We start from the raw sequence: 26656 nt of genomic DNA, 5'->3' as shown, positions 1-26656 counted from the left end.
CGACACAAAGCCGTTTGCTACTAGTTAATATGCTATCCGTTAGCTCACTTCCAATTGGCTCGCTAAAAAGTATCAGGGAAATACAAGGTTAAGCTTGCTCAGCGACCTTGATATTTCCCTCTCTTTTAACAATGTAGCTCGTTACAAAGATCAGTGCTGAACACAGTACACATAAGTAGATGGGATACATAGGGTTCAAGGTTGAAGTAAATGCAAGCAATGAAGCAACACCATAGCCTAGAGTATGAGACATGGCGATGTACCCTGCGGCTGCGCCCGGTGTACCACTTTGCTTTTCAGTGGCAAACAACGTGTAAGCAGGAACAAGCAACGCTGCGCCAATCACTGTCAGTACCATCGCCACAGCTAACGCCCACATACTGGGAATCAAGAACACTCCAAAGCCGACAAGCAAACCCAATGCCCCCCAACGGTACATAACAAACGGTGTCAGCTTTTCTTTTTTGATAACCAAGAGTTGAGTAGCAAAAGTACAGGCAGCACTGATAGTCAAAAGAATCCCGATCGTGTCACTTATTTGATCGGTAGGCCAACGGGTGATCGAATAGATAAGTGGAGAAAAACTGTATTGCAACAACGCGACTGCGGCACACAACAACAACCCGCAAGATAAAAAAGGCAGTAATGTTTTATTCGGTAACCAAGGTGCTTGCCCTATTCCTTCAGCCTTCCGAGTTTCTTCTTTAGGGGTTGGTAACAACATCGTGACAAGTAAAGCAACACACGGTAAAAAGATCATCACGATCAGGGGAGCAAAAGGCGATAACTTTAACGCTAAAATGGAGACCAAAGGCCCAATTAATCGACCAACACTTAGGCCAAGACTCACTGATGTAATGGCCTGTAAACGGTTCTTCTCACCACACAATAATATCGCCCAATGCTGACTCGCAGGCACCATTCCAGACACCGTACAACCATAAATTATTCGCGCCACCACCAGTCCGATCAAACAAAACACTAGCGCCTTTTCTTGGTCACTATTCATCGCAAAAAAACACAACAAAGCAAAGCTGACGGCCATGCCTACCAATGCCTGAATGACGACTTGTTTAGGTCCATATTTGTCGCTCTGCCTTCCCCAAAAAGGCGCAGACGGCAGAAATAATATGCTTCCTATTGCGATAAGAATCGACCACGTAGGCAAGCTGAATCCAGACTGTTCCACAAGAAAAGGCAGGGAAACGAGTAAGCCGTTTTGCCCAATTCCCATAAGAGCCGAAGCAAGACCAATAGCCAATAGTTGAAATTTTTTATTTTGTATCACAGACATAATATCGAAGGCGCTAGATAAGGTTGGTAGGTTCGTAGTGGGCACGAGCATATTACAATGATAAATAGATTGATTTAGCGAATAATTATCATTTTGATTTCACTGTGTTACATTAGCGGCTAGCAGCCCATAACTCAACTTCATATTGCATTATGTACACACTTACCAATGCCTCGTTCGAAATCGACGGTAAGAAAATCCTTTCGCCAACGACTTTGACCTTTGAACCAAAGAAGATCACCACCTTGCTTGGTCATAATGGATGTGGCAAATCGACACTCATTAAACTGTTAAGTCGACAAAATACGCCAACAGAAGGTGACGTTTTCTTCAATGAGCAACCACTCGCCTCATACAGTAACCTTGAATTTGCACACCAAGTCGCCTACCTGCCGCAGCACCCACCGATTACTGATGGCGTGACCGTTCGTGAACTGGTTTGCTTTGGCCGTTATCCATGGAAAGGCGCATTTGGACGTTACAGCAAAGATGATTATGCCATCGTAGACGAAGCGATTGAGAAAGTTGGCCTTAACGCCTTTTCTGACCGATTTGTCGCAACACTTTCCGGCGGAGAAAGACAAAGAGCTTGGGTCGCCATGCTGCTTGCTCAGCAAAGCCAATGTATTTTGCTTGATGAACCAACCTCAGCACTCGATGTCGCGCACCAGCATGAATTGCTCGCTTTAATCAGAGAGCTTAATCAGTCACTCGGCTTAACCGTGATCATGGTGCTTCATGATGTGAACATGGCCGCCAAATTCAGTGATCATTTGATTGCGCTTCATTCTGGAAAAGTGATTGCTTCCGGTTCGCCTAAAGATTTGATGACGCCAGAAACACTGATGCAAATCTACGGAATGGAGCTTGCGCTCTTTAAACACCCTGAGACAGGGCAACCTATCAGCTACATCCCTTAAATCAAAAGGAACCTGTTGTGAAAAAGTTCATCACCATGCTGTTCACAGTATTAGCTTTCAACGCCCTTGCTCTAGAGAGCGTTCACGCACTAGAAATCAAACATGAAATGGGCAGTGTCTCTTTCGATGCTACACCTAAAAAAGTGGTGGCTTTAGATTGGGCACTCACCGAAACCGTATTAAGCCTAGGCGTTGAGTTGCAAGGTGTGGCAGACGCACAAGGTTATCAGCAATGGGTGGTAAAACCTGCGTTAAATGCAGACGTGACAGATGTGGGATCTCGAAGAGAACCAAACCTAGAGCTACTAACAGAACTCAAACCTGACGTCATTTTAATCAGTGAGCATATGGCGGCGGCCTACCACCAGCTCAATAAAATCGCACCTGTCTTGGTTTACAGTGTCTACAGCAAAAAGAAACAACCTCTTGAATCCGCAACTTCGGTTACCCTCTCTTTAGGCAAGCTATTTAACAAAGCACAACGCGCCCAACAAGTGATTGATGAGACAAACAAGAGATTAAGTGATAATGGTGAAAAAATACGTGCCGCAGGCAACTCAGACAAACCACTGATTTTTGCACGCTTTATCAACGATAAAACCTTACGCATTCATAGCCAAGGTTCATTAGCGCAAGCCACCATAAGCAGCATGGGCCTTAAAAACGACTGGCAAGAGCAGACAAACCTCTGGGGTTTTACCACTACAGGTACTGAAAGGCTCGCTGAACACCAACAGACGAATGTGATGATCTTTGGCCCGCTAACGGAAGAAGAGCATAAGAAACTGACTCAATCCCCTCTTTGGCAAGCGATGGCGTTTACGCGTACAGACTCCGTTTACGAACTTCCTACCATCTGGACCTTCGGTGGGCTAATCGCCGCTCAAAGGTTTAGTGACCACATTACCGAATTGCTTATCCAAAAATAATGGCTACCGTAAAGATTGAAAAAACCGTCACAGGGCGATTCAATATCAAGGCAGCGGCACTACCTGTCGCTGCTGTTTTGTTGATCAGCTCGCTACTGCAAATTACCGCTCCTTACTCGCAAGGGATTGGCTTGATTTGGGATACGCTGTTTCACTTTGATTCTTCAAATTATCAGCATCTGATTACTCACCTCACCTATTTACCTAGGCTTGCCGTCGCTCTCATTTGTGGTTTTGCACTGGCAGTCGCTGGGTGTGTGATGCAATTTGTACTGCGTAACCCCATTGCCTCACCTACAACATTGGGTGTTGCTGCGGGCGCAGAACTCGGCATGGTATTAGGGATCCTTTTAATTCCTGCGAACCTAGCAATTCCAGGGTTTATTCCCGCTTTCATCGGGGGCTGCCTTGCAACAGGCTTAGTTTTTACCTTAAGTTCTGCACGAGGCTTTTCACCATTACACATGGTGTTAGCCGGTATGGTGGTCAGCCTATTTTTAGGCTCACTCAACACCATGTTGCTCATGCTGCATGAACAACGGCTTACCAGTATTTTTGTTTGGGGTGCCGGTGTACTGAATCAGAATGATTGGTCGAGCGTGCAGGTTCTCATACCTTTAGTCTCGATCCCGACGCTGTTATTACTGGTTTTACAGCGTCCATTATCAGCGCTGCAATTTGGTGATAATGTCGCTACTTCACTTGGTGTAAACATCAAACAAATCAAATTGCTTTGCTTATCGTTGGCGATTTTTATTACTGCTGCCGTAGTCAGTGAAGTAGGCTTAATCGGATTCGTTGGCATTGTGGCTCCTGCTATCGCTAGGCTTATCGGTGTAAGAGCACTCGCGAAACAGATTCTGGTCAGTGGGTTGGTAGGCAGCTTCATTCTATTGATTGTGGATTTAGTGATTCAGCCCTTCTCTGGCTTCGGTGGCGAACTGCTCCCTACCGGCGCAATGACGGCGCTACTGGGTGCTCCTTTCTTATTGTGGTTACTGCAACGTACCAAGCTGCAGTCCGATCTCAAAAACCGCAGTGAAACCATTGAGCACTACAAATTCGTCAGTACGCGTAAAGTACTGGCCGCGATGTCAGTGCTATTGACGGTAATGTGTGTTCTTGCTCTTACAGTAGGTAAAAACCAGTTTGGTTGGAATCTTGAACTCAACTCATCGCTATTCGATCTGCGTCTACCACGTGTATTAGTCGCGCTATTGGCAGGGATCGGGCTTGCGTTTGCAGGCACGATTATTCAACGCATCTCAAACAACCCAATGGCGAGCCCCGAAGTATTGGGGATCAGCTCAGGGGCTGCTCTGGCGTTAGTGCTCGGCACACTATTTGGCACTGCAGTCGGCCGAGAAGAGCAAATGCTGCTTGGTACACTCGGCGCAACTTCAGTGACTGCCGTGGTTTGGTTGATGGGAAGAAAACACAATTTCGCCCCAACGCAAACCTTGTTAACGGGCATCGCGCTAAGTGCAGGGCTCGACGCTCTCCTGCGCATCACAATGAGCTCGGGCAATGAAAATGCAACCGCGCTCCTCACTTGGCTTTCAGGCTCGACTTATTTAGTCGCTAATCAAGATGTCATTTTGCTCGCCGTTGGGGTTGCCATCATCAGTGCAGTGGCGCTGTCTTTGAATCGCTGGATAGAGCTGATTAACTTAGGCGACGTCACCACAAGCAGCCTAGGTATGAACACAACCGCTGTTCGATTGGCTTTGCTTTTGCTAGTCGCGGCACTAACAACTCTGTGCACCATCGTCATTGGGCCATTAAGTTTCATTGGATTATTGGCGCCGCACATGGCTCGTTCGCTTCACCAATATCGCGCGATTCCTCAAATGCTCACTGCAGCATTATTAGGCGCTATCATCATGGTGGCTGCAGACTGGATTGGTCGTACGCTATGGTTCCCTTGGCAGTTCCCTGCAGGTCTATTAGCCTCTCTGATTGGTGGCGGCTACTTCCTCTATCTAATGAGAAAATAAGCACACACGAGAAATCACTTTCTCCGCTTAAAGCCCCGTTTGAAGCCTCCATTTGAAGTCGAGACTTTAAGCGGGCTCTCTTCTTACCCACTCATCAACGCACTTACCAACAAAGCTATCACTAACCGATCAATTCCCAATCAACCGCTAAATTACCAACCAACCTATCCATTGCAACAGGTCGATTAACATTGTCTTTTGGTTACAAAAACACAATTTATGGTATTTAAGCCTTTTTGTGTTTACCATGGAATCAAGATTAAACACATACTCTGAGCGTCATGGACATAACGACAATTACAAAGCTCCAACAAAATTTGTTATTCAAGGTCATCGCGAGGCTAAAAGCCGACAACGCGAAAGCGGGAAGCAGCCTAAACGAATCATCTTTGGCGCAGCAATTCGAAGTATCAAGAAGCCCTATTCGAGCGGTATTAAAACACTTGTCAGCGCAAGGCATCACTAAAGTCGTCCCTTATAAAGGGTCTGTATTGCAAACCGATGCGGCAGATATCGAAATTTCAGGCCAAGACAACGACCAACAACCTCGCCAAGAACAATTATACCTGCGCGTACTCATGGATTTATTTTTTAGTGAGTTAGGTCAGTCGTTTTCCGAGAAAGACCTGCAACAACGTTATGATGCCAACCGTGGTGAGATGCAAAGCGTACTGCGCCTGTTAGAAAGCGATGGTATTTTTCGTCGCAGTCCAGGATACAAATGGCAGCTTGATGGTGTGTTGAACACCCTAGAAAGACACACCGAAAGTTATCGCTGTCGACTCATTTTCGAGCCTGCTGGCCTACTCGAACCAACATGGACACTTGATAACAGTGCAATTGAAAGCTGCCGAGATCGCCATGCTCAAGCGATTCAGACCCCAGAATCTGTCAACGCCAGTCATCTCTTTAGCCTCAGTGCTGAGTTTCACGAGCAACTTGCCGCATGTTCGGGAAATCGCTTCTTATTGAGCACCATGCAACAACATAATCGCCTACGTAAAGCGACCGATCTCGTCTCGATGCACATTCAATCTTCGGTCACTAAATCGTGCCAGCGTCGCCTAGAGATCATCGAATTGGTGCTCGAAGGTGACAACCAAACGGCCTCGACAAAATTAGCTCAGCTACTGGAAAATGACATTCGAGTCATGAAACGCACCTACAACGACGTAATGACGGTCTCTATGGAGCAGCGAGAAAGTTTAATCAACAGTATCATTGCAAAAAACAGTTAACTACGTGAGCAGTCAAATCATGGCTGCCCTTATCGTGTCCTTCTACCATCGAAAATGCCATTCTGACTTCATGAACACACGAGGCCTGTTTACCTTTCGTTGTTAAATTTTGTTCAAAAGATCAACAGGCCCTAATACCTGCACTTTCACACCTTCTGAATTATATGGTTCACACCCGCTTAAACACTTGCGGAACAAGGCACTGGCTCTGTTCCGCCCGAGTGACTAACCCCCTCGGCAAACAAGTGTTTCCAAATCTATAAAATAAAATTGCATTTTCATATTGTATTTTCGCAACAAAAACACAATAATAATGATTCTTATTTAGAATTGATAAACTTAACGATAATACTTCGTACTTTAACTATAGAAGTAGTAACCGCTTAGGTGGCGTGAATGCGAACGTATACAAGCTTGAAAGATATCGAGATGAGTATGTTTGGGGCCATAAGTAAGTGACCACTGTTAACCTCTTTTCTAATTTAGGAGGCTTCATTTATTACTAACCAGTAAAGATGAACGCTTGTTTACTTATAAAAAACAAAGTCATCGCACAAATATGAGTCTTTGTGCAGCCTTTTATTGATCAAGATTGAGAACAAAATGAAAACCGAAAAAGGAAGTTTCAAGCTTTCCACCGTTACGCTAGCGATTGTCGCAGCAAGCACAGTGTTTACAGCCCAAGCACAAGAATACACAACCGAAGAAAACATGGTGGTTGTCGCAAGCCGAACGCCTAAAGCGATCAGCGATATTCCGGGAACAGTTTGGTACATCGACGCAGATAAAATCGAACAGGAATACCGTGGCGGTAAATCATTAGGTGAAATTCTATCGGCGAGCATTCCCTCTTTAGATGTAAGCAGCGGCGCTCGTACTAACTATGGTCAGAATCTACGTGGCCGTAAGATGCTCGTTATGATCGATGGCGTATCACTGCAATCCTCTCGCCAAATCAGCCGCCACTTAGAATCAATCGACCCATTTAACATTGATCGCATCGAAGTGTTATCGGGTGCAACGTCTATCTACGGTGCCGGTGCTTCTGGTGGTGTCATCAACATCATCACCAAAAAAGCACAAGGTGAAGAGTTAGAATTCGAATCTTATGTCGGTGGTTCATCGGGCTTTAATTCAGGTGAAGATTTCGATTACAAAGTCGGTCAATCTATCTCTGGCGGTAACGACAAAGTTCAAGCTCGCTCTTCTGTGGTTTACACCGAGACACAAGGTGTATTCGATGCAGATGGCGATATTGTTACTCCTGACATTTCACAAGGCTCACTGCAGTTCAACAAGACGGTAGATTTCCTGACAACTGTCGGCGTGAACCTGTCTGAGACCAAAAAGCTCAACTTCCTAGCACAATATTACGATAGCCAGCAAAACTCTCCTTACGGTCTATACATCACCGGGCGCGATTTTGTTGACGTACGTAAAGGGTTTTACTCGGATCGCGAACACGGAACTGAGCGCATCATGCTGAGTGCCTCTTACGTCGATGATCAATTCCTTGGGCATCAGTTTATTGCTGAAGCTTCATACCGTAAAGAAGACCAAACTTACACGCCTTACTTCCAATCTTCTGGTCAACAAATTACCGATGTTATTTCATTAAAAACAGCACTGGCTAAGAGCTTCAATAAGTTCAATATTGTTTATGGTATCGATGCGTATCAAGATCAGCTTGATAGCAATCAAGCGCTTTACGATCGCACCATTGCGAACAATTCAGGCAACTTAGTCAACAAGACCTATGCACAAGTGGGTCGCTATGCCGGTGTTAAAGTCAGCTCTATCGCGGGCTTTGTGCAATCTGACTATGCGATCACCGATGATTGGACGGTGGAAGGTGGATTCCGCTACCAATACATCTCTAACAAGATTGATGATTTTGTCGGCTACAGCCAACAGAAGAAAATTGCTGCTGGTAAAGGCAAAACAGCAGACGCAGTACCAGGTGGTGAAACTGATTACGGTGTTGGCTTATTTAACCTAGGTACGATCTACCACCTTAATAACGAGTCTCAAGTTTGGGCAAACTTCTCGCAAGGTTTCGACCTTGCAGACCCAGCTAAATACTACGGACAAGGCAGCTACAAGCTCGTTGGTGATCACTGGAAACTCAACGACAGCATCAACGTTAATGACTCAAAAATGTCTGGTATCAAAACCAACAGTTTCGAGTTAGGTTACCGCCTTGATACTGGCGAGCTAAGCTTGCAAACCGCGGCTTATTACTCACAATCTGACAAATCAGTGAAGTACAACAGAAAGACATTGCTGATTGAAAACATCAATGACAAAAAGCGAGTGTACGGGCTAGAGGCGATGGCTTCTTACTGGGTACATGACAACATTCAACTGGGCGCTTCTGGTCACTACGTCACCTCTGAAGTGAAAGGTAACGACGGTTGGAAAGATGTATCTGCAGGAAGTGCAAGTACTTCTAAAGCAAGTGCTTGGGCAGGTTGGTATGACACAGACCTATCTGTAAAAGTACAAAGCCAAACTATGTTTGATTACGAAGACGACAAAAACAAACTTGATGGCTACACCGTGTTTGATCTAGTGAGTACCTATCAGCTTCCTGTCGGTAGTCTAGGTTTTGGCATTCAAAACTTACTGAACAAAGACTACACCACTGTTTGGGGTCAACGTGCTCAAATCCTTTACTCGTCTCATTACGACTCAGCAGCGTATGACTACAAAGGCCGCGGCCGTACTTACACTCTGAACTACCAAGTTAAGTACTAATTAATCGGTCTGCATAAGCTGAATTAGTCGCTTACTCTAAAGTGTGGGATAGCTAAAAGACAAAAAGGGTTGGCAAACATGCCAACCCTTTTCAATTGAGGGTTCATTCCGAACTCCCCTATGTTTAACTCTACTTATGCTTAAGCTGTCTTTTCTTTCAAGTTTGATTCTTGTTTATCATCAAGCGCAAAGTAGATCTTCGATACAATTACTTCAGCAATGAGAATCGTAAATACCACGGCGAAGAACGCCACTACACCATTCCAAGGGCCTGTAAAGCTCACCTTCTCGCCGAACAATAAGTTAATCGCTTCTAGCATCACGAACTTTGAACCCACCAAGATGATGTAAGTAGTGATGGCGCGATAAACCTTAGGCGCGGTACCCGGTTTACTTTTGAAGTGCTCAGCAATCTTGTGCTCTAAGCCAATAGAGAGCTTCAACAATAACTGCAGTAATAACGCTGCTATCAAAGAAATAGTGAAAGACTCAATGTTGACGAAGTCCCAGTACTCATCGAAAAAGTTAAGTACCACTAAGTCCACCAGCACAGCTAACGTGTAACCTACAAATAGACGTTGTGGTGTGTTGAACCCGTAAACTTTGTCTGATTTAGTCATTCTGTCTCTCTCTAATTTGATAAGTCGCCTTGATTTGAAATACATCTTAGCGCTCGAAAAGGAGCAAAACTTACCATTTTGTGACACCACCAATAATCATTATTCAAATTAATGATTCGACAGAAATCCCCCTTCCTTCTCTTATAGCAATAGCAAAAACACACCCAATTCATCACTGTCACCAAATGGCCATTCTTCAAATGCTGCCCCCATATGATGACTCCATCAGCGACACACACTCATTTCCAAAAGGTGCAGACTATGAAAAAGCTAATCACTAACGTGAACGTATTTAACGGTGTTGATAACAACTTAATCGAGAGCGTATCAGTCCTCATCGAGGATAACTTGATCACCCAGATTAGAGAAATTAACTTCCATTCTACGAGTTAGTTTCCGTTTTTCGAGTTAATTCCCACTCTATGAATCAATTTACGTTCACGTATTACCCACCCAAATAACAACCACACAAGAAACAAAATGGAATATAAACCTGTAAAAATTAAAAATAAACAACCTCTAATTACTTCGTAAAAAACACAGAGTAAAGGGAATTATTTCAGCATGGGAAACTCTAACTAAATGTTAAGTGATAATTTATCTGGAGGTGCTATTTTAATATAACCTTGTCAACCCCACGCCCTTAAATTGCACATAAGACAATTTATAAAAGCAAATACTATTAATATTTTTTGTAATCAGGAATTAACAATGAGACTGTTGTTGTACTCGACATGTGGTGTTCTGAGTTTTCTAGGCATATTTGGACTAGCTGCGTTGTATATTGTTTATTAATTTGTAATCTACTTTTACAATTAATATTTAAATGATATAAAGCCCTAATCAATAGGGCTTTTTATCCATCAAAGATAATATTTAAGTTATCGTAAATTTATTCTATTTACTTTTCTCTTCTAGCTTAGCCTTTACTATTGGATATAGTTTTTCGTATGGCAAGTAGCCGGGGAGCAATGTTCCATCAATTAGCATCGCTGGTGTCCCCCGAACACCCAGCCTCGTAAATAAGTTATAGTTTTCAGCAACTTCAATCGCTATTTCACTGTCTGAAGAAACATAATCGGTGGCTTTGTTCTTCTTCGCTACTTTCATTATCGAACGAACGTTGTGAATACCAGGCTTACTGATCAACATCTCTTCAACTGCTTTGTATTTTTCTTTGTCATTGTTCCAGACATTGAGTCCAAAAGTTGCTGAGTTCAATGGCGAATCTCTCTCCTTTAGAGGGATATAAATATTTATCACCTTGATGTCATTAGGGAACTCATCCGCTATTTTTCGAAGAACAGGGTCTAATTTTTTACACCACGGGCAACTAAAATCAGTCATATTTACGATCGTCAGTTTTGGATGTTCGGAACCATACCAAGGGTGATGTGGGTTGTTATAAATAAAGTCATGACTCTCAACTAACGTTTTATCAAAGCTACTTTGTTGATCTATGTAAGCAGCTAGACTGTCGTGAACTGAATCGATAATACCTTCGTTCGTTTCTAGCATTTGCGTTATCTCGGCAATTTTTTCTTGTTTTGTCATTGCGAAAGTGACGGGTGAGAAAGCCAGAGTAACCAATAGTGTGATGATGCTTTTTGTAATGAATTTCATATTTTTCCCATTAATACTTAGCTAACCAAAGTCGGGCTGCGATACCTATTGGCGTAGTAATTCCTGAAGTAACACTTGTTACTTTTCCATCATTAATAACAATGAGTGTTGGCGTTAAGGAGATTCCCCAATCGCGTGCAATTTTACCTTGAGTGTCATTAATGTTGTCGTAGCTATACCCTTTAGCATTCATATAGCGTTGAACTCTTTCATCTTTACCCGAAGTCAGTGATACACCAACGACGGGACAGCTCGATGAAAACCAATCAACCACTGGCGTCACAAATTTGCAGGCGACGCACCATGTCGTCCAAAAATAAACTAATACCGGCTCTTTCTTACTCATCTCTATTACATCTATCGGTTTACCGGATAACGACATCCCAACCATTGGCGGAACGTTCTGCATTGGAACGTCTTTTGTACGCCAATAATCAACACCAAAGACCACGACCAATGCGAACAAGGTATACAGTAATGCCGATCTCAACTTCTGCTTTTTGGACTGAGGTTTTGCCTTAGCTTTTTTTCTCATCATTCGTCACCACCTTTTGCTTTCTCAATGGCTTCCATCACCGCATCACTGGTTAAGATGACAGGAAGCTCAATACCTTCCGGAGCGTTAGGGCCATAAACCATGTTGAACGGAACACCGAAACGGTTGTGATCTTGTAGGTATGACGTGACACTATCACTTGGGACTGTCCAATCGCCCTCCATCGGCACTACATCACCTTCAGTCAATACGCTGTAAACAGGATCTTGTAAGAGAACCCCGATCTTGTTTGCTTTACAAGTCACGCACCAATCAGCGGTAACATCAACGAAAACTACTTTGTCGTTAGCAACATGATCATCAATGGCTACGGTCGACAAAGCTTCCCACTCAGGTTCTGGTGGCAGAATTTTGGATGTTGCCTTCTCGACAAATAACGAGGCAGAGATAACACTCAACAGCAGCAAGGCAACAGCACCCGCAGTCTTGATTCCATGCACTTGAACCAACCTGACAAGCAATAGGCAAACACTGACCGCCAGTATTGCGTATAGCCACAATTGAGGGACATGAGGTCGAAGCAAGCTAAAGAGCCAGACGCTAGTGATTAGCATCATTCCGCCGAACAGGTATTTAACACGGTTCATCCATGCTCCTGGTTTAGGCAGCGCCAAAGCTATCGATGGGAATGCAGCAACGATGATCCATGGAAGTGCCATACCAACGGCAAGTGCGGTGAAAATACCAAACATCGTCGGGATAGTCGTGGCAAGAGCAAATGCAACGGCTGTCCCAAGAAATGGAGCAGAACATGGCGTAGCCAATAGCGTTGCGAACATGCCTTGTGTAAAGTGTCCGACGTAACTACTGTCTCCCTTGGTTGCCATCCACGTATTGGTATTCGATGAAAGACGGATCTCGAAAAGCCCTAACATGTTGGCGCTGAAAAGGGCTGTGACGATAAACATCCCACCGATAAACCAACCGTTTTGGAACTGAATTCCCCAACCGATAACGCTGCCTGATATTTTTAACACAGCCAAGAAAGTGGCGATTAACCAGAAGGATGCGAGGATGCCACTCGCAGATGCAAGGAATTGGAACCTAACCTGTTTTCTTGCCATGCCTTGAGCAGAAATAACCCCACTCAGTTTCATTCCAAGTACAGGGAATACACAGGGCATAATATTGAGAATCAACCCACCTAATAGCGCCAAAAACACCATACTTATCATAGAGCTATTACCCACTATGCCGTTGGTAACAGTGGCTGGGTATTCTGTAATGAAGTCTTTGTCTTTGATGCTGACACGAATGTGTTGGTTGTTGAGATCGGGTGTTCCCATCCAGCTGCTTACGTCATAAGTCGCAATGGCTTGGTTACCTTCAATTTCAATGTGAGGAATACCAAATTCAGCATCTTGCATTTCATCTGAATCACCATCCACGATTATATCGGGTGCAGTCCAACCAATTTTATGTGTAGCAATAACTTGAAGTTGCGACTTGTGAGCATCCCAAATCGTAGATGTACCCTCTACAAGCGGTGAGTCTTTCGGCACTTCGCTCATTGCTTTTGCGTAGACAAGCATCGCGTCGTTATTCACGGTCATCTCACTTGGGTTAAACACCAAGTTGATGTCAAAATCCGTGAGAATACATATGGTGGTGCATGAAGACATCGTCAGCACTGCATGGAGCTCAACAGGTTTGTTCATATCATCAATATGAAGATTCATCGGAAAGATGATGTTGTGCTTGTAGCCTAGCGTATCTATGCCGAGCAAGTTGAAGCGTTGAGGAAACTTCCAAAACCATTGCAGTTGCGAAACGTTCTTAGAGTCAGCCCATTTAATTTTGGGCGCAATGCCTCCTTCGCCAGGACTTCTCCAGTAAGTTTTCCATTCATCAGAAAGGTTCACTTCCAGATAACCCACCGCGGTTTTATCTTCTTTATTAATTTGTCCTGTCATGACAAAACGCGTTTCTACATACGGATGTAACTTGTCTTGCATCCAACCCGTTGTAAGAGGAGTCATCGATTCGCTCGCACTTGCGTTCACAGTGAATGTTGAACACAACGCAACGAATAGCCAAAGCACAACAAAGCGCAATGACATTTTGCTTTTAGGCATGTCTAATTTTTCCTTAAAAAATGAATAATATGAGTGTTAGTTAAACGCTCTTATTTTCATTCTTTAAAGACACAGATCTTGAGATGGATGCGCCTACCTTTGTGGAGGATTGGCTCAGTGAAGGGAGGGAAATACGGGACAGTACTTAGCAACCACAATACGACGACAACGAGTATGAAGTACGTGAATATAGCTTGATCATTGACTTGGTGGTGATCAAAGTTTATCAGGTGTTCTGATAACTCACATTTTTGGACGGATTGGCCGTCTTGGGATTGAGATGCCCCATCAATAAAAACGCCACTATCGCTAATCTTGTTTGCCTGCACGGCAGTAGAAATAGCAGAATCACTGTTGTCATAATTTACTTTGCAGCCTTGGATAAAACTCATATTACTGGCGAGACAGAAACAGATAACCCAACCCACTAATAATAGTGCGCTACGAGTTAGCTGATGTGTGTTTCGACTTGAGATCATATCTAAACTGCAGATGTCTTGTTATGGTAAACGTAGCAATACGACTTAACTAAAATAATAAAGTTCAATTTTTTTCTTAATGTCGATAATTTTCATGAATCAAAGCGATTGAGAATCGTAAAAATCATATACCAACAATCAGGGTCGGAAAGACAATCAGTATCGAAAAGACAATCGACATCAGCCATACCGCGGTCGAGCAGCGTGAACTAAGTAAACTCGGACCAAGACAATACATGCTCAAGAACAACGTATGACCTAACTCTCTGTTTTCTTGCTAGTATTAAACTCATGCTGTTTGTTTATGTATAAAAATTATTGATTGAATGACGAAGCTTGTTGATATGGGGATGAAATTGGAATGAGGCGATTACTTACTGCAATATTTTTCAGTTCAGCATTGTTACTCAGTTCAGTGCTATCAGGGTGCAGTAATTTTAGAAATCTATCTAATGAGATAGACGCAATTGATGCCTATACCGACCAGTACCAAATCATTTTGACCGAACCAGCGTCGGGCTCAGCCGTCGTTATTCAACAGATAAAAGATATCAATAAAAGCGAAGTTGATGGCTACGACGGCATAATAGATAGCGACAGTATTCAATTGCAGCTATCTAGAAAAATACACTACCTACTTGTCTTTGATGATAAAAACCAAGATTTAACCCTACAAGCTGACGAACCATTCAGTGTCGTTAATCTGCATGATCACCAAGACAATTCTACAGTAAGAATTTCACTCGCCATTGACGAAAACAAAGCGCCCAGAGCCTTTGTTAATCACTCACTGTCCTCTTTACTGAAAGTGGAATTGGATCTTGTCGATATAGGCACTGTTGTGAGTTTAACGGATCCGCCCTTTAAGCGAGAAAACGCTAAGCTTGGCATGTGGCAGCCAGTAACATTCTTTTTTGAAGGGAATGCTGGACTCTACTTTTTGTCGGAATACGACCCAACTAAAATCCCTATCCTATTTGTACATGGTATCAACGCAACCGCTTTAGATTTTGCTCCATTAATCGAAAAAATCGATCAATCTAAATACCAAATATGGGTATTCAACTACCCTTCTGGCTTATCTCTGGTTTTAAGTTCGAAAGGCTTAAATAACCTGCTGCATACCATAGTGACGGAATACAAGATCCAACAATTACACGTGGTGGCACACAGCATGGGTGGGCTTATCGTGACAAACAGTGTTCGTCAGTGCCAAATCGGGCAGTTGTGCAATTTTGTCAGTAGCATCACCACCATATCTTCCCCGTTTGGGGGTGTGGCATCTGCCAAGCAAGGAGTTGAATACTCCCCTATCGTGATGCCAGCCTGGGTAGATTTAAATCCAGACGGAAAATTTATCGCCGAGTTATTTGGTAGTAAAACTAAAAACCATACCCCGCACTTTTTAGCGTTTGGATACAATTCAGGGGAGTTATTTAATACCAACAGTAATGATGGCGTAATTGACCTATCAAGCCAGCTTTCGCGTCCAGCTCAATTAAACGCCGACCAAATTTTCGGGTACGACGAAAATCATTTAAGTATCTTAGACAACGACGACTTGTTTGAAGATCTTTCTGAGTTTTGGTTGAGAACCGAACAGGAGTAAATACTGGGCGTATTGGATATGGGTGAATCAACCTCAAGTATTACTGATAGCAGATGCTGATTAAGGAGAGGTTAGGACGGGACTTGTTGTTTGAGCTTACACGGATTTGTCCAAACCCACTTTAGTATCCCCCAGTAATGCCCACACAAAAAAAGGATTGGTATCTCTACCAATCCTTTTAGTTCCACATACAAGCGGGGTTTTAGTGCTTATACCTAAAGGTATTACTGTCATCAACAATCTCAATTTTGACAGGTACGGTGCCTTGCTTAACGTTACCTATTTGTGCAAATGCCTTGTGAGAAAGGTCGATAACTCGGCCTTTTACGTAAGGGCCTCGATCGTTAATTTTAACTTCGACAGACTTATTATTGGCAGTGTTAGTCACTCTCACGATCGTCCCAAAGGGCAAGGTTTTATGAGCCGCTGTGTAGGCATTCATGTTGTATGTCTCACCACTTGCTGTGAGTTTTCCATGGAATTTATCGCCATACCAAGAAGCTCTACCCACAAGAGCATGTGACTTGGCATAGTCCTTTATTTTAGAACTGCCGACAGCCGACGTTGAGGTGCATCCAGCTAATATCATAAGAATAAGAGCGGTAACGATGATATGTAGTTTTTGCATGTGGTTTTGGGGCGCTAATCTGTGCATGTTTCTCTATTTTCGTTGTTGTAGGTTAGCAATATAGTGCTGAGTATAGTCACTGCTCAGCCAAGGCTACCATTCGGTATGATGGCGCAATATTTTCATGAACAACGCTTTATTCCGTCATATTCATGAAAGGTTTTATCTTCAAAACGTCAACTTTAACAACACCTTAAATCTTTTTCTTTATTAGTCATTCAACACAAACAAACTGCGGTTCAAAGAACACCCGAAGATAGGTTGATTTATGCCCGAGTCTAATATTAAGTGCCCCTTCTCTCATCAAAGAAACGCAAAAAAGGATTGGTATCTCTACCAATCCTCTTTAGGGGGTGTTTCGGTTTTTCTACCTTATGGCTGGTAGATAACTCTATTACTCGTAATCAGTCGCATATGTATCTTCATAGGTGTGCGAGTAGAATTCGAATAGGTTGCCAAACGGGTCTTCTAGGTAAACCATTTGTGCTTGTTTTAGTTCGTCTTCTGGGTGGTAACGCATGATGTCCATACGAACCTTACCGCCAAATTCTTCTACACGCTTGATTGCTGAATGAAACTGCTCTTTTGGAAGTTGTAGACAGAAGTGGAAGATACCTAGGCGAGAGAAATCAACTTCGTGACGCTCTTGGCGATCTTTCATTTCGAACAGCTCAACACCAATACCATCAGAAGTTACTAGGTGTGCAATGTTGAAGCCTTTAAAGCCTTCACCGAACACAGCGATACACATACGGCCGATTGCTGATTCGCGCTCTTCCATCACTTTAGTGTTGTTCATTACGATTCTTAGACCCAGCGCTTTCGTGTAAAACTCGACTGCTTGATCCATGTCACCCACCATGATGCCTACGTGATTCATTTTCATAACTTACTCCAAATTCGTTTTTAATTCTGTGCGTTTCGAAGACTGGCTTCGATGTTTCGTTTCGATGGAGAGAGTATATGGAGATGTAACGATTAACTGAAATTATCATTAATTATATTAATGATAATTTTTTGTTATTTACAGATTTAGCATCAAATCCCAGCTCGCTTAAAGAAGCCACGCCTGCCCTTGCCTACTTGCCTACTTAGATACTTACCTACTACTTAGATACTTACCTACTACTTAGATACATAGATACTTACGTGGATAGAGATAAGCCGAAATAGAGCACAACCTAAAGAGCATAGCTACCCAAATAAAACGTAGCCCTAGTTTGATAACTTTTATCGATAGCTTTTGTCGATAGTTCTCTTCTTACGAAGATAGGATTTGCCTATTGAATCTATAGAAATGTCCGATTTCACTAATTTCCGGTGCGAATGCAATATAGCTCCATCGACGCGGGATAGCGTTAAACACTACAAATTAGAAAGAGAGTCGAATCATGATCAACACAGAAATCAAACCATTCAACGCAACAGCATTCAAAAACGGCGAATTCGTAGAAATCACTGAGCAAGACGTTAAAGGCAAGTGGGCTGTATTCTTCTTCTACCCAGCAGACTTCACGTTTGTATGTCCAACTGAGCTAGTTGACCTACAAGACAAATACGCAGAGCTTCAATCTCGCGGCGTAGAAGTTTTCTCAGTATCAACTGACACGCACTTCTCTCACAAAGCATGGCACGATACTTCTGACAAAATCGGCACTATCGAATACTTCATGGTCGGCGACCAAACAGGCAACATCACAAACAACTTCAACGTTATGCGTGAAGGTCAAGGCCTTGCAGACCGTGCAACGTTCCTAATCGACCCTGAAGGCGTTATCCAAGCAATGGAAATCACAGCTGAAGGCATCGGCCGTGACGCTGAAGACCTACTACGCAAGGTTAAAGCAGCACAATACGTAGCCGCTCACCCAGGTGAAGTTTGCCCAGCTAAATGGAAAGAAGGCGAAGAGACTCTAGCGCCATCTCTAGACCTAGTAGGCAAGATTTAATCTAAGCCTAGCTAAACAAGAATAGCCAAGAAATAACGAGTAAAACAGAACAGTTAAACGGTTCTACAGGCGCGCTTCGGCCCCCCTCCTAAAGGGCAGTCGCGCGCCACCCTTTCAAAACATCAACACCACAATATTTGCCGACTTGCGCCCCCTTTTTATTTCCCTTTTTCAGCAAGAAGGTATTGGTCAATACCAAGACACCGAATTTAAGAGCAGGCACGATTATGTTAGATCAAGCAATGAAGCAGCAGCTAAAAGCATACCTAGAAAACCTAAAAACCAATGTTCAGTTAGTGCTGAGCCTTGATAGCAGCGACACCGCAAACAAACTTCAAGATCTGGCGAATGACATCGCGTCTTTAACCGACAAAATTGAAGTAACTCGTGATGATAGCGCAAGCACGCGCAGCCCAATCATGCAGGTAGTGAACCAAGAGAAAGGCACAGCGATCGGTTTTGCCGGTTTGCCAATGGGTCACGAATTTACGTCACTGGTTCTAGCACTGCTTCATAGCGGTGGTCACCCTATCAAGCTTGAAGCGGACGTAATCGAACAAATTAAAAAGCTTAATCAAGAACTTAATGTAGAGATTTTTATCTCACTATCGTGCCAAAACTGTCCAGAAGTGGTTCAGGCGTTCAACATGATGTCAGCGATTAACCCTCTAGTTAAGACAACCATGATCGACGGCGCAGCATTCCAAGACGAAGTGAAGTCTCGCGACATCATGGCAGTTCCAAGCGTGTTTATTAACGGTGAGCTATTTGGTCAAGGCCGTATGTCTCTGGCTGAGATCCTAAACAAAGTCGATTCAGGCGCAGCAGAAAAGAAAGCGGCCAACCTAAACGAACAAGCACCGTTTGATGTATTGGTTGTCGGTGGTGGCCCTGCGGGATCTTCAGCGGCTATCTACGCAGCACGTAAAGGCATTCGTACCGGTGTGGTTGCAGACCGATTCGGTGGCCAAGTGATGGACACGATGGCGATTGAGAACTTTATCTCCGTGAAAGCGACAACAGGTCCTAAATTAGTGGCAAGCCTTGAAGAGCACGTAAAAGAGTACGGTGTTGAAGTAATGACTGAGCAGCGCGCGGCTAACATCATTGCGGCTGAAGATACAGAAGACGGTTACATCCACGTTGAGCTAGAGAGCGGCGCAACATTACGATCTCGCACGGTCATCACAAGTACTGGTGCTCGCTGGCGTGAAATGAACGTTCCGGGTGAGCAAGACTACCGCAACAAAGGCGTCGCTTACTGCCCACACTGTGACGGCCCTTTATTCAAAGGTAAGAAAACAGCGGTTATTGGTGGCGGTAACTCCGGTATCGAAGCGGCGATTGATTTAGCAGGTCTTGTTGAACACGTAACCGTACTTGAATTTGCAGACACACTGCGTGCCGACCAAGTGCTTATCGACAAAGCAAACGCAACACCAAACATCGAAATCATCAAGATGGCACAAACAACGCAGGTGATTGGTGATGGCAACCGTGTAACCGGTTTGGAATACAAAGACCGCAACACCGATGAACTTAAACAGATTGAACTAGCAGGTATCTTTGTTCAAATCGGCCTGATGCCAAACAGCGAATGGTTGAAGGGTTCGAAGGTAGAGCTTTCACCACGCGGTGAAATTGAAATTAACGCTCATGGCGCAACATCGATGAAAGGTGTGTTTGCGGCGGGTGATGTAACAACCGTACCTTACAAACAGATCATCATTGCGATGGGTGAAGGTGCAAAAGCAAGCTTAGGTGCATTTGACCACCTAATCCGTAACTCAGCTCCGGTTAAAGAGGCTGAAACGGCTTAATCTTTAAACCTAAAACTTAAAACTTAAAACTTAAAACTTAAAACTTAAAACTTAAAACTTAAAAGCTTCTAGGCATAAAAGCTTTTAACTCAAGTTCCTTAAATATTTGTTAACTTAATTCTTTACTGTTAACGACTTAGTCGACATTTAGACACCACTCCTATGGATTTAGGAGTGGTTTTTTTCCTTGTGATTTATGCCGGTTGATAAAGCATAAAGGCAACCACCATCGCTAAGCTTCCACCCAAGCAACGGTTCACAAACATCATCTGTTTTGGTGATTGCAGTAATTTTTTCAGCATGGTGCCGCAATACGCCCACACCAACATGCACGGCACACCGGTAATCACCATACCCGCGATAATGGTCACTACTTGAATCAAGTAATCTGCATTCGGAGTAATGAATTGCGAAAACACGGTTAATGAAGCTATCCAACCTTTAGGGTTTAACACCTGCACCAACACACCTGACATAAAACCTGAACGTTTATCTGTGGTGCTTTCTTCGATTTGCATGTTAGCAATCGACCACGCCATAAACAGCAAGTAAGCCGCACCCGCGTATTTCAAAATGTTGTATAACTCTGGGTAAAGGGTAAATAGGCTCACCAAACCGACACTGGAACCCGCCAGTACGATGATGATGCCAACAGCGTTCCCAGAGATAAAAGGTAAAGTCGCAGCAAATCCATAACGACTTGAAATCCCAAGTAATGCGATATTGCCTGCCCCAGGTGTAATTGCAATTGATGTGGAAAATAGCAAGAACGCCAGCATTAATTGAGAGCTCATTTCCTCTCACTCCTAATAAGTAAAGTATTTATACGGAGAGAGTTTACAGATTCGACTAGGAATTAAATTGCTATATAGGCTAATATTAATGCAAATTTGAGCAAGACTTTCCTAAAAACACCATGAAACAGAAAGAATCCACCAAAGAAGTGTTAGATGACACAGATATCGCCATCTTAGAACATATCCAACAAGACGGACGCATGAGCAACAGCAAGCTCGCAGAGAAAGTGAACCTCAGCGAAACCCCATGTTGGCGCCGTTGGAAACGCATGGAAGAGACGGGTTATATCGATGGTTACGCCGCGAAGCTAAACCGCAAAAAGCTTGGTTTTCATGTGGCTGGTTTTACTCTTGTGACCTTAGGTAACCATGAAGTAGAAAACACAGAACCGTTTGAAGAGTTTGTCGAAGTAACCGATTGGATTCCTATGTGTCACTGCATTGCAGGCGGCGCCGACTATATGATTCAAGTGCTAGCGAAAGATTTAGAAGAGTACTTTGAGCGTATTAGCTCGATCAGACGAGTAAAAGGTGTAAGTGCGATTCAGTCGAATATCTCGGTTAAAGAGTTGAAAAACAGCTATAAGTTGCCTCTTGGAGACTAGTTCACTTCTCCTGACAGCCCTTTACTTTAAGCAAAATAAAAGCCCAGCTCCCTAGATTTCTAAAACTTAGGGGCTGGGCTTTGTTATTTTGAAACAGATATCGTTTATTTACGCTTGCTATTCACAAGGGTGAGCTAAATGAATCAGCGCCAAACCACCTAGAGACGTTTCACGATACTTCTTATTCATGTCTTTACCCGTCTGATACATAGTAGCGATAACCTTATCCAATGAAATCAGGCTTTTGCTGTTACGTTTGAGTGCCATTCGTGAAGCATTAATCGCCTTCATGGAACCCATCGCATTTCGTTCAATACATGGCACTTGTACCAAGCCACCAATCGGATCACACGTCATACCGAGTGAATGCTCCATCGCAATCTCTGCTGCAATACAAATCTGCTCGTTGCTGCCGCCGCGTAGTGCCGTTAAACCCGCTGCCGCCATAGAAGACGATACGCCCACTTCACCTTGGCACCCTACTTCCGCACCAGAAATAGAAGCGTTGGTTTTGTACAAAATACCAATCGCGCCCGATACGGCTAAGAAGTCTTTTAACTGCTTAGTATCCAACTCTTTAATGAAGCGATGGTAATACATCAATACGGCAGGGATGACACCCGCGGCACCATTAGTTGGTGATGTCACCACTTGGCCACCAGCCGCATTTTCCTCACTCACGGCAAAGGCAAACAAGTTAATCCAATCCATGATTTCCATTGGGTCGTTTTCAACGGCCGCATTCGCTTCAAGCTTCTTCAACAAGTTTGGCGCACGACGAGTCACGTTCAAACCACCATCAAGAATGCCTTCGGTTTCAAATCCGCGTTCCATGCAGCGAGTCATTACTCGCCAAATTTGATCGGCTTTTTCTGAAATAATGTCAGAACCTTCGAACTCCGCTTCATTTTTTAGAATCATGCCACCGAGGCTCATCCCGCTATTATCGGCTTGTTGCAGCATTTCATCGGCATTTTTGAATGGGAAGGTGACTTCGACCGATTGAGTTTGAGTGCCATTCTGCAGTTCATCCGCGGTTGCGATAAAACCGCCGCCAATCGAATAGTAAGTTTCATCAACAATTATGCTTCCGCTTTGGTCAAACGCTGTAATCATCATGCCGTTTTCATGCAAAGGCAGATTGTCTTCGTGGAATAGCATGTCGGTTTGATAATTGAAGCCAATGGTGTGATGGCCACTCAGCTGCATTTCACCACTGTTGATAGCAAGACGCATCGCTTCATTAGCGCTGGTGATCTTAATCGTGTCTGGCTTATTTCCAAGCAAACCCAAGATGGTTGCTCTGTCAGTGTGATGCCCTATTCCAGTCAATGACAAAGAACCGTATAAATCCACCTGAACACGCGTCACATCTGCGATTCTATCAGCGATTAATTGTGTGAAATGAAAACCCGCAATCATTGGGCCGTTGGTGTGAGAGCTCGATGGTCCCACACCAATTTTGTAGATATCAAAGATCGATAACATAGATATACCAGTAAAAAATCGGTCAATTAAGAAAGAGCGGCATAAAGCCAATCAGGGATAACAGTACAAGCAGCAATCGTCACAACAGCAAATACCAACAAGCCGTAATGACTCGCGGTAGGCTTAGCGAACAAATGCTTCTGCTTGGCAATAAATTCGCTTTGTTGCTCGGTCACCTCTCCCCAGAAACGGCTTACAACAACGCCTAACACCAAGAAAACCACAGTGCCAATCAAGGCAAACCAAGGCCAAGCTATGCCGCTGTATTTAGCGATGAATACGACGGCCACACTGCCAATACTGCCTGCAATCACCCCTTTCTCATTTGCCTTTTTAAAGAACAAACCCAGGATAAAAGAGCCAAGGCGAATACCAACAAAAATGGAGGTCAGGCTAGCAATAGTTTTAAGCACTGATTCATTAGAAACCGCCAGTAATGCAGGAACAACAACCGACGCTGCAGCAACAAGGCTCATTTTTCTTGCCACCGATTCATAATGTGCATCAGAGGCTTTCTTACGGAAAAAGCGCTTGTAGAAATCGAATGTTGCGACTGTCGCCATTGAGTTATAAGTCGAATCCAAGGTCGACATCGCTGCTGCTGAGAGTGCGGAAATCACCAAACCAACAATGATTGGGTTGGTATGGTTAAACACAAAATCGAGAATCACTTCGTTGCTGTTTTCAAAGCTTTGGTCTTGATAAAAGACACTCAGAAGAACGCCCATTACAGAGAAAAACAGGTAAATAAAGAACGCGCCGTAACCACAAAGCAACATCGATTTTTGTGCAGTTTTAACGTTCTTAGTCGCCAATGTTCTTTGAATAATCAGTTGGTTAGTGCCATAGACACTTAGATGTAAGAAGCTCACAGCCACTACACCTGCCCACAATGTGGTATCAACACCCAAGTCGAAATCGAGGTTGATGATATTCAGATGTTCAGGAGACAACACCTCACCTGCATCAATCTTCATCAGCAATAAAACAAAGATCGCAATGCTGCCTATGATCAGCACCGCCGACTGCAACATGTCTGTCCATATGACGGTTGAGATACCCCCCGCATAAGTATACAAAGCGGTAAACAAACTGATGTAGATGATCGCCTCGGAGATACTCACCGGCAACACTTGCACCAAGATCAGTGCAACTGCATACAAAATTACCCCAGCCGAAATACACTGAACCACAATAAACACGATAGAGTTGATCGTGCGAGCAACAACGCCAAAGCGGTGCTCTAGGTATTCATAAATCGAAGTCAGGCCGAGTTTGTAAAACACCGGGACAAAGAAAACCACAGCAAAAAAGATCACTATTGGGTAATTCAAATGGACGCTCATCGCTTCCATGCCTGAGCTATAAACCCAACCCGGCATACCCACGAACGTCATCGCACTGATGTAGGTTGCAAGAATCGACACACCTGCCGTAAACCAACCAAATTGCTTTCCGCCCGTTGAGAAATCGCCACCAACGCTATAACGCTTATTCACTAAGTAACTGATAAATAGAGTAGTTAGTACATACAAAGCAATAACCACAAAACTTGAGTACGTAACCATTTTTAGATTCCGTTTATTATATTTCGCAATTCATTCGCCGCCAATAGTACTCAAAAATGGATATTTTCCCTCAAAAACCCACAATAAGTGTGAGTATTGTCACTAAGATAGATGATTAAACACTCTAAATGCCCAAAAAGTCGCAAAATGACGATCTAATGAGATCAAGATCACTAAAATACACGAAATGGGTACGCACTCATTTTAAAATTGACTTTGATCACGGATCTAATAACCACAAAAATTCTATTATCTCTCCCGAAATGAAGATGGTGTGGTGATATTCAATAACCGCCACACAATAATCGAAACTAAAAACACCCTATAAAAAATAAAGGTTTATCGGTCATGACTACTAAAAAACACATGAGCGAAGTTCCTATGATTCAAAGGGTAGCTGCTTATCTTGCAATTCTAGTTGGCTACTTTTTCTATTGTTATAACTTTGTAATTATTGACTACGTACGCCCATACATCGTTGATGCGTATGATGGTATTAACTTGGCGGATACCGCTCAGTTCTATACATGGCAGTCGGTTGGTGCACTTATTGGTGCTCTGAGCTGTGCATGGGTGGCATCAAACTTTGGTAAGAAATCGACTCTTATTGTCATCACTGCACTGAACGGTGGCGCAACCATCATCAACATGATGTTTACTGACTACGCGATGTGGGCAGCAATGCGTTTCATCATCGGTATTTCTTTAGGTGGCTACTTCACCGTAGCAGTAAGCCTGATGATCGGCCTGTTCACACCAAGCGTTCGCGGTAAGTTAACGGCATTCGCTTCTTCGATGTTCTCGGTTGCCCTAATGGCAATGGGTGCATACGCGGCGTTCATTTCTAGCATCGATGCACCTTGGCAGAGCCTAATGTGGGTGGGTGGTATTCCTCCTCTAGTTGCAGCTGCACTGATGATCTTCATCCTGCCTAGCGACAAGAAAGTGATCGCTTACGGTGAAGAAGATCAAGCCGCGGCTGAAGCATCGAATAAACCAGCGAAGAAAGGTTCTTGGGGTGAAATGCTAAGCGCGCCTTACCGCAAGCTAACCATCACTTGTCTACTACTGGCTGGCCTTAACTTCTATGGCTACCAATTCTTCTCAGGCTTCGTGACAACGTACCTGAAAGAAGTTCGCCAATTTGACGGTTCAACTATCGGCATCATCTTCTCTATCTCAGCATTCGGTTCTCTATTCGGTGCTTGGGTATGGGGTGCAATCGCCGACAAATACGGCCGTAAAGTGAACGCGTTTGGTTTCATTCTTGCGGGTGTCATGGCGTCAGTATTCTTCGTTGCGCCAAGCGACGTGATGATCGGCAGCCTAAACATGCTGGCTATCCTAGGCCTTATCTACAACTTCGGTCTGTCTGCTTCTGCGGTATGGGGTGGCTACTTCTCTGAGTTGTTCCCAGCTCACCTACGTAGCTTCGGTGCAGCTCTGTTCCACGGTGGTCGTATCATCGGCATGTGGGCACCAATGGTGTTGGTATTCATCCAAGAGCGCAGCGACCTTGCGACAGCAATGTGGGGCTCGCCAATCGTATGGATTCTGGCTGGTCTACTGTGGCTATCTCTACCAGAAACATTGAAAGGCGGCATTTTCGACAAGAGCAAGAAAGCGGAACCAGCAAAAGCTTAATCCCCTTTAGTCGAAACCTCTAAAGACACGAAATAAACATCAATCCGGCTGATAAATCAG

General features: G+C 43.8%; 21 protein-coding genes. 11 read left to right on the top strand and 10 right to left on the bottom strand.

Annotation, left to right across the window (positions count from 1 at the left end; all coding sequences use genetic code 11):
* Positions 1 to 88: 88 nt before the first annotated feature.
* Positions 89 to 1345, bottom strand: a complete 1257-nt coding sequence (locus ACED28_RS01160) for an MFS transporter (RefSeq protein ID WP_371709103.1) — start codon at positions 1343 to 1345, stop codon at positions 89 to 91.
* A 101-nt stretch (positions 1346 to 1446) separates the two neighbouring features.
* On the opposite strand from ACED28_RS01160, the gene ACED28_RS01155 reads away from it, so the two are divergent.
* The 5 genes from ACED28_RS01155 to ACED28_RS01135 all read left to right on the top strand — a co-directional run bounded on the left by ACED28_RS01155 (position 1447) and on the right by ACED28_RS01135 (position 9135).
* Entirely contained in the window at positions 1447 to 2214 is a 768-nt protein-coding gene (locus ACED28_RS01155) for an ABC transporter ATP-binding protein (protein WP_017104133.1), read from the top strand.
* Between the two features lie 17 nt (positions 2215 to 2231).
* Positions 2232 to 3143, top strand: a complete 912-nt coding sequence (locus ACED28_RS01150) for an iron-siderophore ABC transporter substrate-binding protein (protein ID WP_017096909.1) — start codon at positions 2232 to 2234, stop codon at positions 3141 to 3143.
* On the top strand, positions 3143 to 5140 hold the full coding sequence (gene fhuB, locus ACED28_RS01145; RefSeq protein ID WP_371709102.1) for a Fe(3+)-hydroxamate ABC transporter permease FhuB: 1998 nt from the start codon (positions 3143 to 3145) through the stop codon (positions 5138 to 5140). Before ACED28_RS01150 ends, fhuB begins: the two co-directional genes overlap by 1 nt.
* A gap of 281 nt (positions 5141 to 5421) precedes the next feature.
* Positions 5422 to 6378, top strand: coding sequence for a GntR family transcriptional regulator (locus ACED28_RS01140; protein ID WP_371709101.1), 957 nt, complete (start codon positions 5422 to 5424; stop codon positions 6376 to 6378).
* Between the two features lie 603 nt (positions 6379 to 6981).
* On the top strand, positions 6982 to 9135 hold the full coding sequence (locus ACED28_RS01135; RefSeq protein WP_371709100.1) for a TonB-dependent receptor: 2154 nt from the start codon (positions 6982 to 6984) through the stop codon (positions 9133 to 9135).
* A gap of 140 nt (positions 9136 to 9275) precedes the next feature.
* Here ACED28_RS01135 and ACED28_RS01130 read toward each other — a convergent pair whose 3' ends face one another.
* On the bottom strand, positions 9276 to 9755 hold the full coding sequence (locus ACED28_RS01130; RefSeq protein ID WP_012604442.1) for a hypothetical protein: 480 nt from the start codon (positions 9753 to 9755) through the stop codon (positions 9276 to 9278).
* Between the two features lie 261 nt (positions 9756 to 10016).
* Here ACED28_RS01130 and ACED28_RS01125 point away from each other — a divergent pair, with 261 nt between their 5' ends.
* Positions 10017 to 10148, top strand: a complete 132-nt coding sequence (locus tag ACED28_RS01125; RefSeq protein WP_017100407.1) for a hypothetical protein — start codon at positions 10017 to 10019, stop codon at positions 10146 to 10148.
* A 504-nt stretch (positions 10149 to 10652) separates the two neighbouring features.
* Here the strand turns inward: ACED28_RS01125 and ACED28_RS01120 are convergent.
* From ACED28_RS01120 to ACED28_RS01110, 3 genes are read right to left on the bottom strand one after another with little or no spacing between them, the layout of a single operon-like run.
* Positions 10653 to 11378: a DsbA family protein gene (locus ACED28_RS01120; RefSeq protein WP_009847198.1), complete on the bottom strand. Its 726-nt coding sequence runs from the start codon at positions 11376 to 11378 to the stop codon at positions 10653 to 10655.
* Between the two features lie 10 nt (positions 11379 to 11388).
* Positions 11389 to 11916, bottom strand: coding sequence for a protein disulfide oxidoreductase (locus ACED28_RS01115; RefSeq protein WP_371709099.1), 528 nt, complete (start codon positions 11914 to 11916; stop codon positions 11389 to 11391).
* The gene (locus tag ACED28_RS01110) at positions 11913 to 14009 is read right to left on the bottom strand and encodes a protein-disulfide reductase DsbD family protein (RefSeq protein ID WP_371709098.1); all 2097 of its coding nucleotides are present in this window, start codon (positions 14007 to 14009) and stop codon (positions 11913 to 11915) included. Before ACED28_RS01110 ends, ACED28_RS01115 begins: the two co-directional genes overlap by 4 nt.
* Positions 14010 to 14849: 840 nt before the next feature.
* On the opposite strand from ACED28_RS01110, the gene ACED28_RS01105 reads away from it, so the two are divergent.
* The gene (locus tag ACED28_RS01105; protein ID WP_371709097.1) at positions 14850 to 16097 is read left to right on the top strand and encodes a lipase family alpha/beta hydrolase; all 1248 of its coding nucleotides are present in this window, start codon (positions 14850 to 14852) and stop codon (positions 16095 to 16097) included.
* Between the two features lie 202 nt (positions 16098 to 16299).
* Here the strand turns inward: ACED28_RS01105 and ACED28_RS01100 are convergent, their stop codons facing one another.
* Both ACED28_RS01100 and ACED28_RS01095 read right to left on the bottom strand, forming a co-directional pair.
* The gene (locus ACED28_RS01100) at positions 16300 to 16752 is read right to left on the bottom strand and encodes a septal ring lytic transglycosylase RlpA family protein (protein ID WP_371709096.1); all 453 of its coding nucleotides are present in this window, start codon (positions 16750 to 16752) and stop codon (positions 16300 to 16302) included.
* Positions 16753 to 17119: 367 nt separating this feature from the next.
* Positions 17120 to 17611: a VOC family protein gene (locus ACED28_RS01095; protein WP_029223432.1), complete on the bottom strand. Its 492-nt coding sequence runs from the start codon at positions 17609 to 17611 to the stop codon at positions 17120 to 17122.
* Positions 17612 to 18116: 505 nt separating this feature from the next.
* Here ACED28_RS01095 and ahpC point away from each other — a divergent pair.
* Positions 18117 to 18674, top strand: a complete 558-nt coding sequence (gene ahpC, locus ACED28_RS01090) for an alkyl hydroperoxide reductase subunit C (protein WP_004736364.1) — start codon at positions 18117 to 18119, stop codon at positions 18672 to 18674.
* Between the two features lie 227 nt (positions 18675 to 18901).
* Complete coding sequence (gene ahpF / locus ACED28_RS01085) at positions 18902 to 20494, top strand: alkyl hydroperoxide reductase subunit F (RefSeq protein WP_371709095.1); 1593 nt, start codon at positions 18902 to 18904, stop codon at positions 20492 to 20494.
* A 194-nt stretch (positions 20495 to 20688) separates the two neighbouring features.
* On the opposite strand, the gene ACED28_RS01080 is transcribed toward ahpF, so the two are convergent.
* A complete protein-coding gene (locus ACED28_RS01080; protein WP_004736366.1) occupies positions 20689 to 21288 on the bottom strand; it encodes a LysE family translocator in 600 nt (199 codons plus the stop codon).
* Positions 21289 to 21410: 122 nt separating this feature from the next.
* Between ACED28_RS01080 and ACED28_RS01075 the strand changes: the two genes are divergently transcribed.
* Positions 21411 to 21896, top strand: a complete 486-nt coding sequence (locus ACED28_RS01075; RefSeq protein ID WP_004736367.1) for an Lrp/AsnC family transcriptional regulator — start codon at positions 21411 to 21413, stop codon at positions 21894 to 21896.
* A 117-nt stretch (positions 21897 to 22013) separates the two neighbouring features.
* On the opposite strand, the gene ACED28_RS01070 is transcribed toward ACED28_RS01075, so the two are convergent.
* Positions 22014 to 23384, bottom strand: a complete 1371-nt coding sequence (locus tag ACED28_RS01070; RefSeq protein WP_371707928.1) for an L-serine ammonia-lyase — start codon at positions 23382 to 23384, stop codon at positions 22014 to 22016.
* A gap of 26 nt (positions 23385 to 23410) precedes the next feature.
* A complete protein-coding gene (locus tag ACED28_RS01065) occupies positions 23411 to 24952 on the bottom strand; it encodes a sodium/solute symporter (RefSeq protein ID WP_371707929.1) in 1542 nt (513 codons plus the stop codon).
* Between the two features lie 348 nt (positions 24953 to 25300).
* On the opposite strand from ACED28_RS01065, the gene ACED28_RS01060 reads away from it, so the two are divergent.
* A complete protein-coding gene (locus ACED28_RS01060) occupies positions 25301 to 26596 on the top strand; it encodes an MFS transporter (protein WP_371707930.1) in 1296 nt (431 codons plus the stop codon).
* Positions 26597 to 26656 lie beyond the last annotated feature (60 nt).

The sequence above is a fragment of the Vibrio sp. 1F253 genome (assembly GCF_041439295.1).
Taxonomy (GTDB): Bacteria; Pseudomonadota; Gammaproteobacteria; order Enterobacterales; family Vibrionaceae; genus Vibrio; species Vibrio tasmaniensis_A.
Note: the sequence above shows the minus strand (reverse complement) of the source record. Positions and strands in the feature narration are given on the sequence as shown.

Excerpts from the sequence above, each read along its gene's own strand:
- ACED28_RS01110 (WP_371709098.1), bottom strand. The coding sequence starts at position 14,009 with ATGCCTAAAAGCAAAATGTCATTGCGCTTTGTTGTGCTTTGGCTATTC.
- ACED28_RS01140 (WP_371709101.1), top strand. The coding sequence starts at position 5,422 with ATGGACATAACGACAATTACAAAGCTCCAACAAAATTTGTTATTCAAG.
- ACED28_RS01120 (WP_009847198.1), bottom strand. The coding sequence starts at position 11,378 with ATGAAATTCATTACAAAAAGCATCATCACACTATTGGTTACTCTGGCT.
- ACED28_RS01155 (WP_017104133.1), top strand. The coding sequence starts at position 1,447 with ATGTACACACTTACCAATGCCTCGTTCGAAATCGACGGTAAGAAAATC.
- ACED28_RS01105 (WP_371709097.1), top strand. The coding sequence starts at position 14,850 with ATGAGGCGATTACTTACTGCAATATTTTTCAGTTCAGCATTGTTACTC.
- ahpF (WP_371709095.1), top strand. The coding sequence starts at position 18,902 with ATGTTAGATCAAGCAATGAAGCAGCAGCTAAAAGCATACCTAGAAAAC.
- ACED28_RS01095 (WP_029223432.1), bottom strand. The coding sequence starts at position 17,611 with ATGAAAATGAATCACGTAGGCATCATGGTGGGTGACATGGATCAAGCA.
- ahpC (WP_004736364.1), top strand. The coding sequence starts at position 18,117 with ATGATCAACACAGAAATCAAACCATTCAACGCAACAGCATTCAAAAAC.
- ACED28_RS01065 (WP_371707929.1), bottom strand. The coding sequence starts at position 24,952 with ATGGTTACGTACTCAAGTTTTGTGGTTATTGCTTTGTATGTACTAACT.
- ACED28_RS01100 (WP_371709096.1), bottom strand. The coding sequence starts at position 16,752 with ATGCACAGATTAGCGCCCCAAAACCACATGCAAAAACTACATATCATC.
- ACED28_RS01080 (WP_004736366.1), bottom strand. The coding sequence starts at position 21,288 with ATGAGCTCTCAATTAATGCTGGCGTTCTTGCTATTTTCCACATCAATT.
- ACED28_RS01125 (WP_017100407.1), top strand. The coding sequence starts at position 10,017 with ATGAAAAAGCTAATCACTAACGTGAACGTATTTAACGGTGTTGATAAC.
- ACED28_RS01115 (WP_371709099.1), bottom strand. The coding sequence starts at position 11,916 with ATGATGAGAAAAAAAGCTAAGGCAAAACCTCAGTCCAAAAAGCAGAAG.
- ACED28_RS01160 (WP_371709103.1), bottom strand. The coding sequence starts at position 1,345 with ATGCTCGTGCCCACTACGAACCTACCAACCTTATCTAGCGCCTTCGAT.
- ACED28_RS01075 (WP_004736367.1), top strand. The coding sequence starts at position 21,411 with ATGAAACAGAAAGAATCCACCAAAGAAGTGTTAGATGACACAGATATC.
- ACED28_RS01060 (WP_371707930.1), top strand. The coding sequence starts at position 25,301 with ATGACTACTAAAAAACACATGAGCGAAGTTCCTATGATTCAAAGGGTA.
- ACED28_RS01135 (WP_371709100.1), top strand. The coding sequence starts at position 6,982 with ATGAAAACCGAAAAAGGAAGTTTCAAGCTTTCCACCGTTACGCTAGCG.
- ACED28_RS01070 (WP_371707928.1), bottom strand. The coding sequence starts at position 23,384 with ATGTTATCGATCTTTGATATCTACAAAATTGGTGTGGGACCATCGAGC.
- ACED28_RS01130 (WP_012604442.1), bottom strand. The coding sequence starts at position 9,755 with ATGACTAAATCAGACAAAGTTTACGGGTTCAACACACCACAACGTCTA.
- fhuB (WP_371709102.1), top strand. The coding sequence starts at position 3,143 with ATGGCTACCGTAAAGATTGAAAAAACCGTCACAGGGCGATTCAATATC.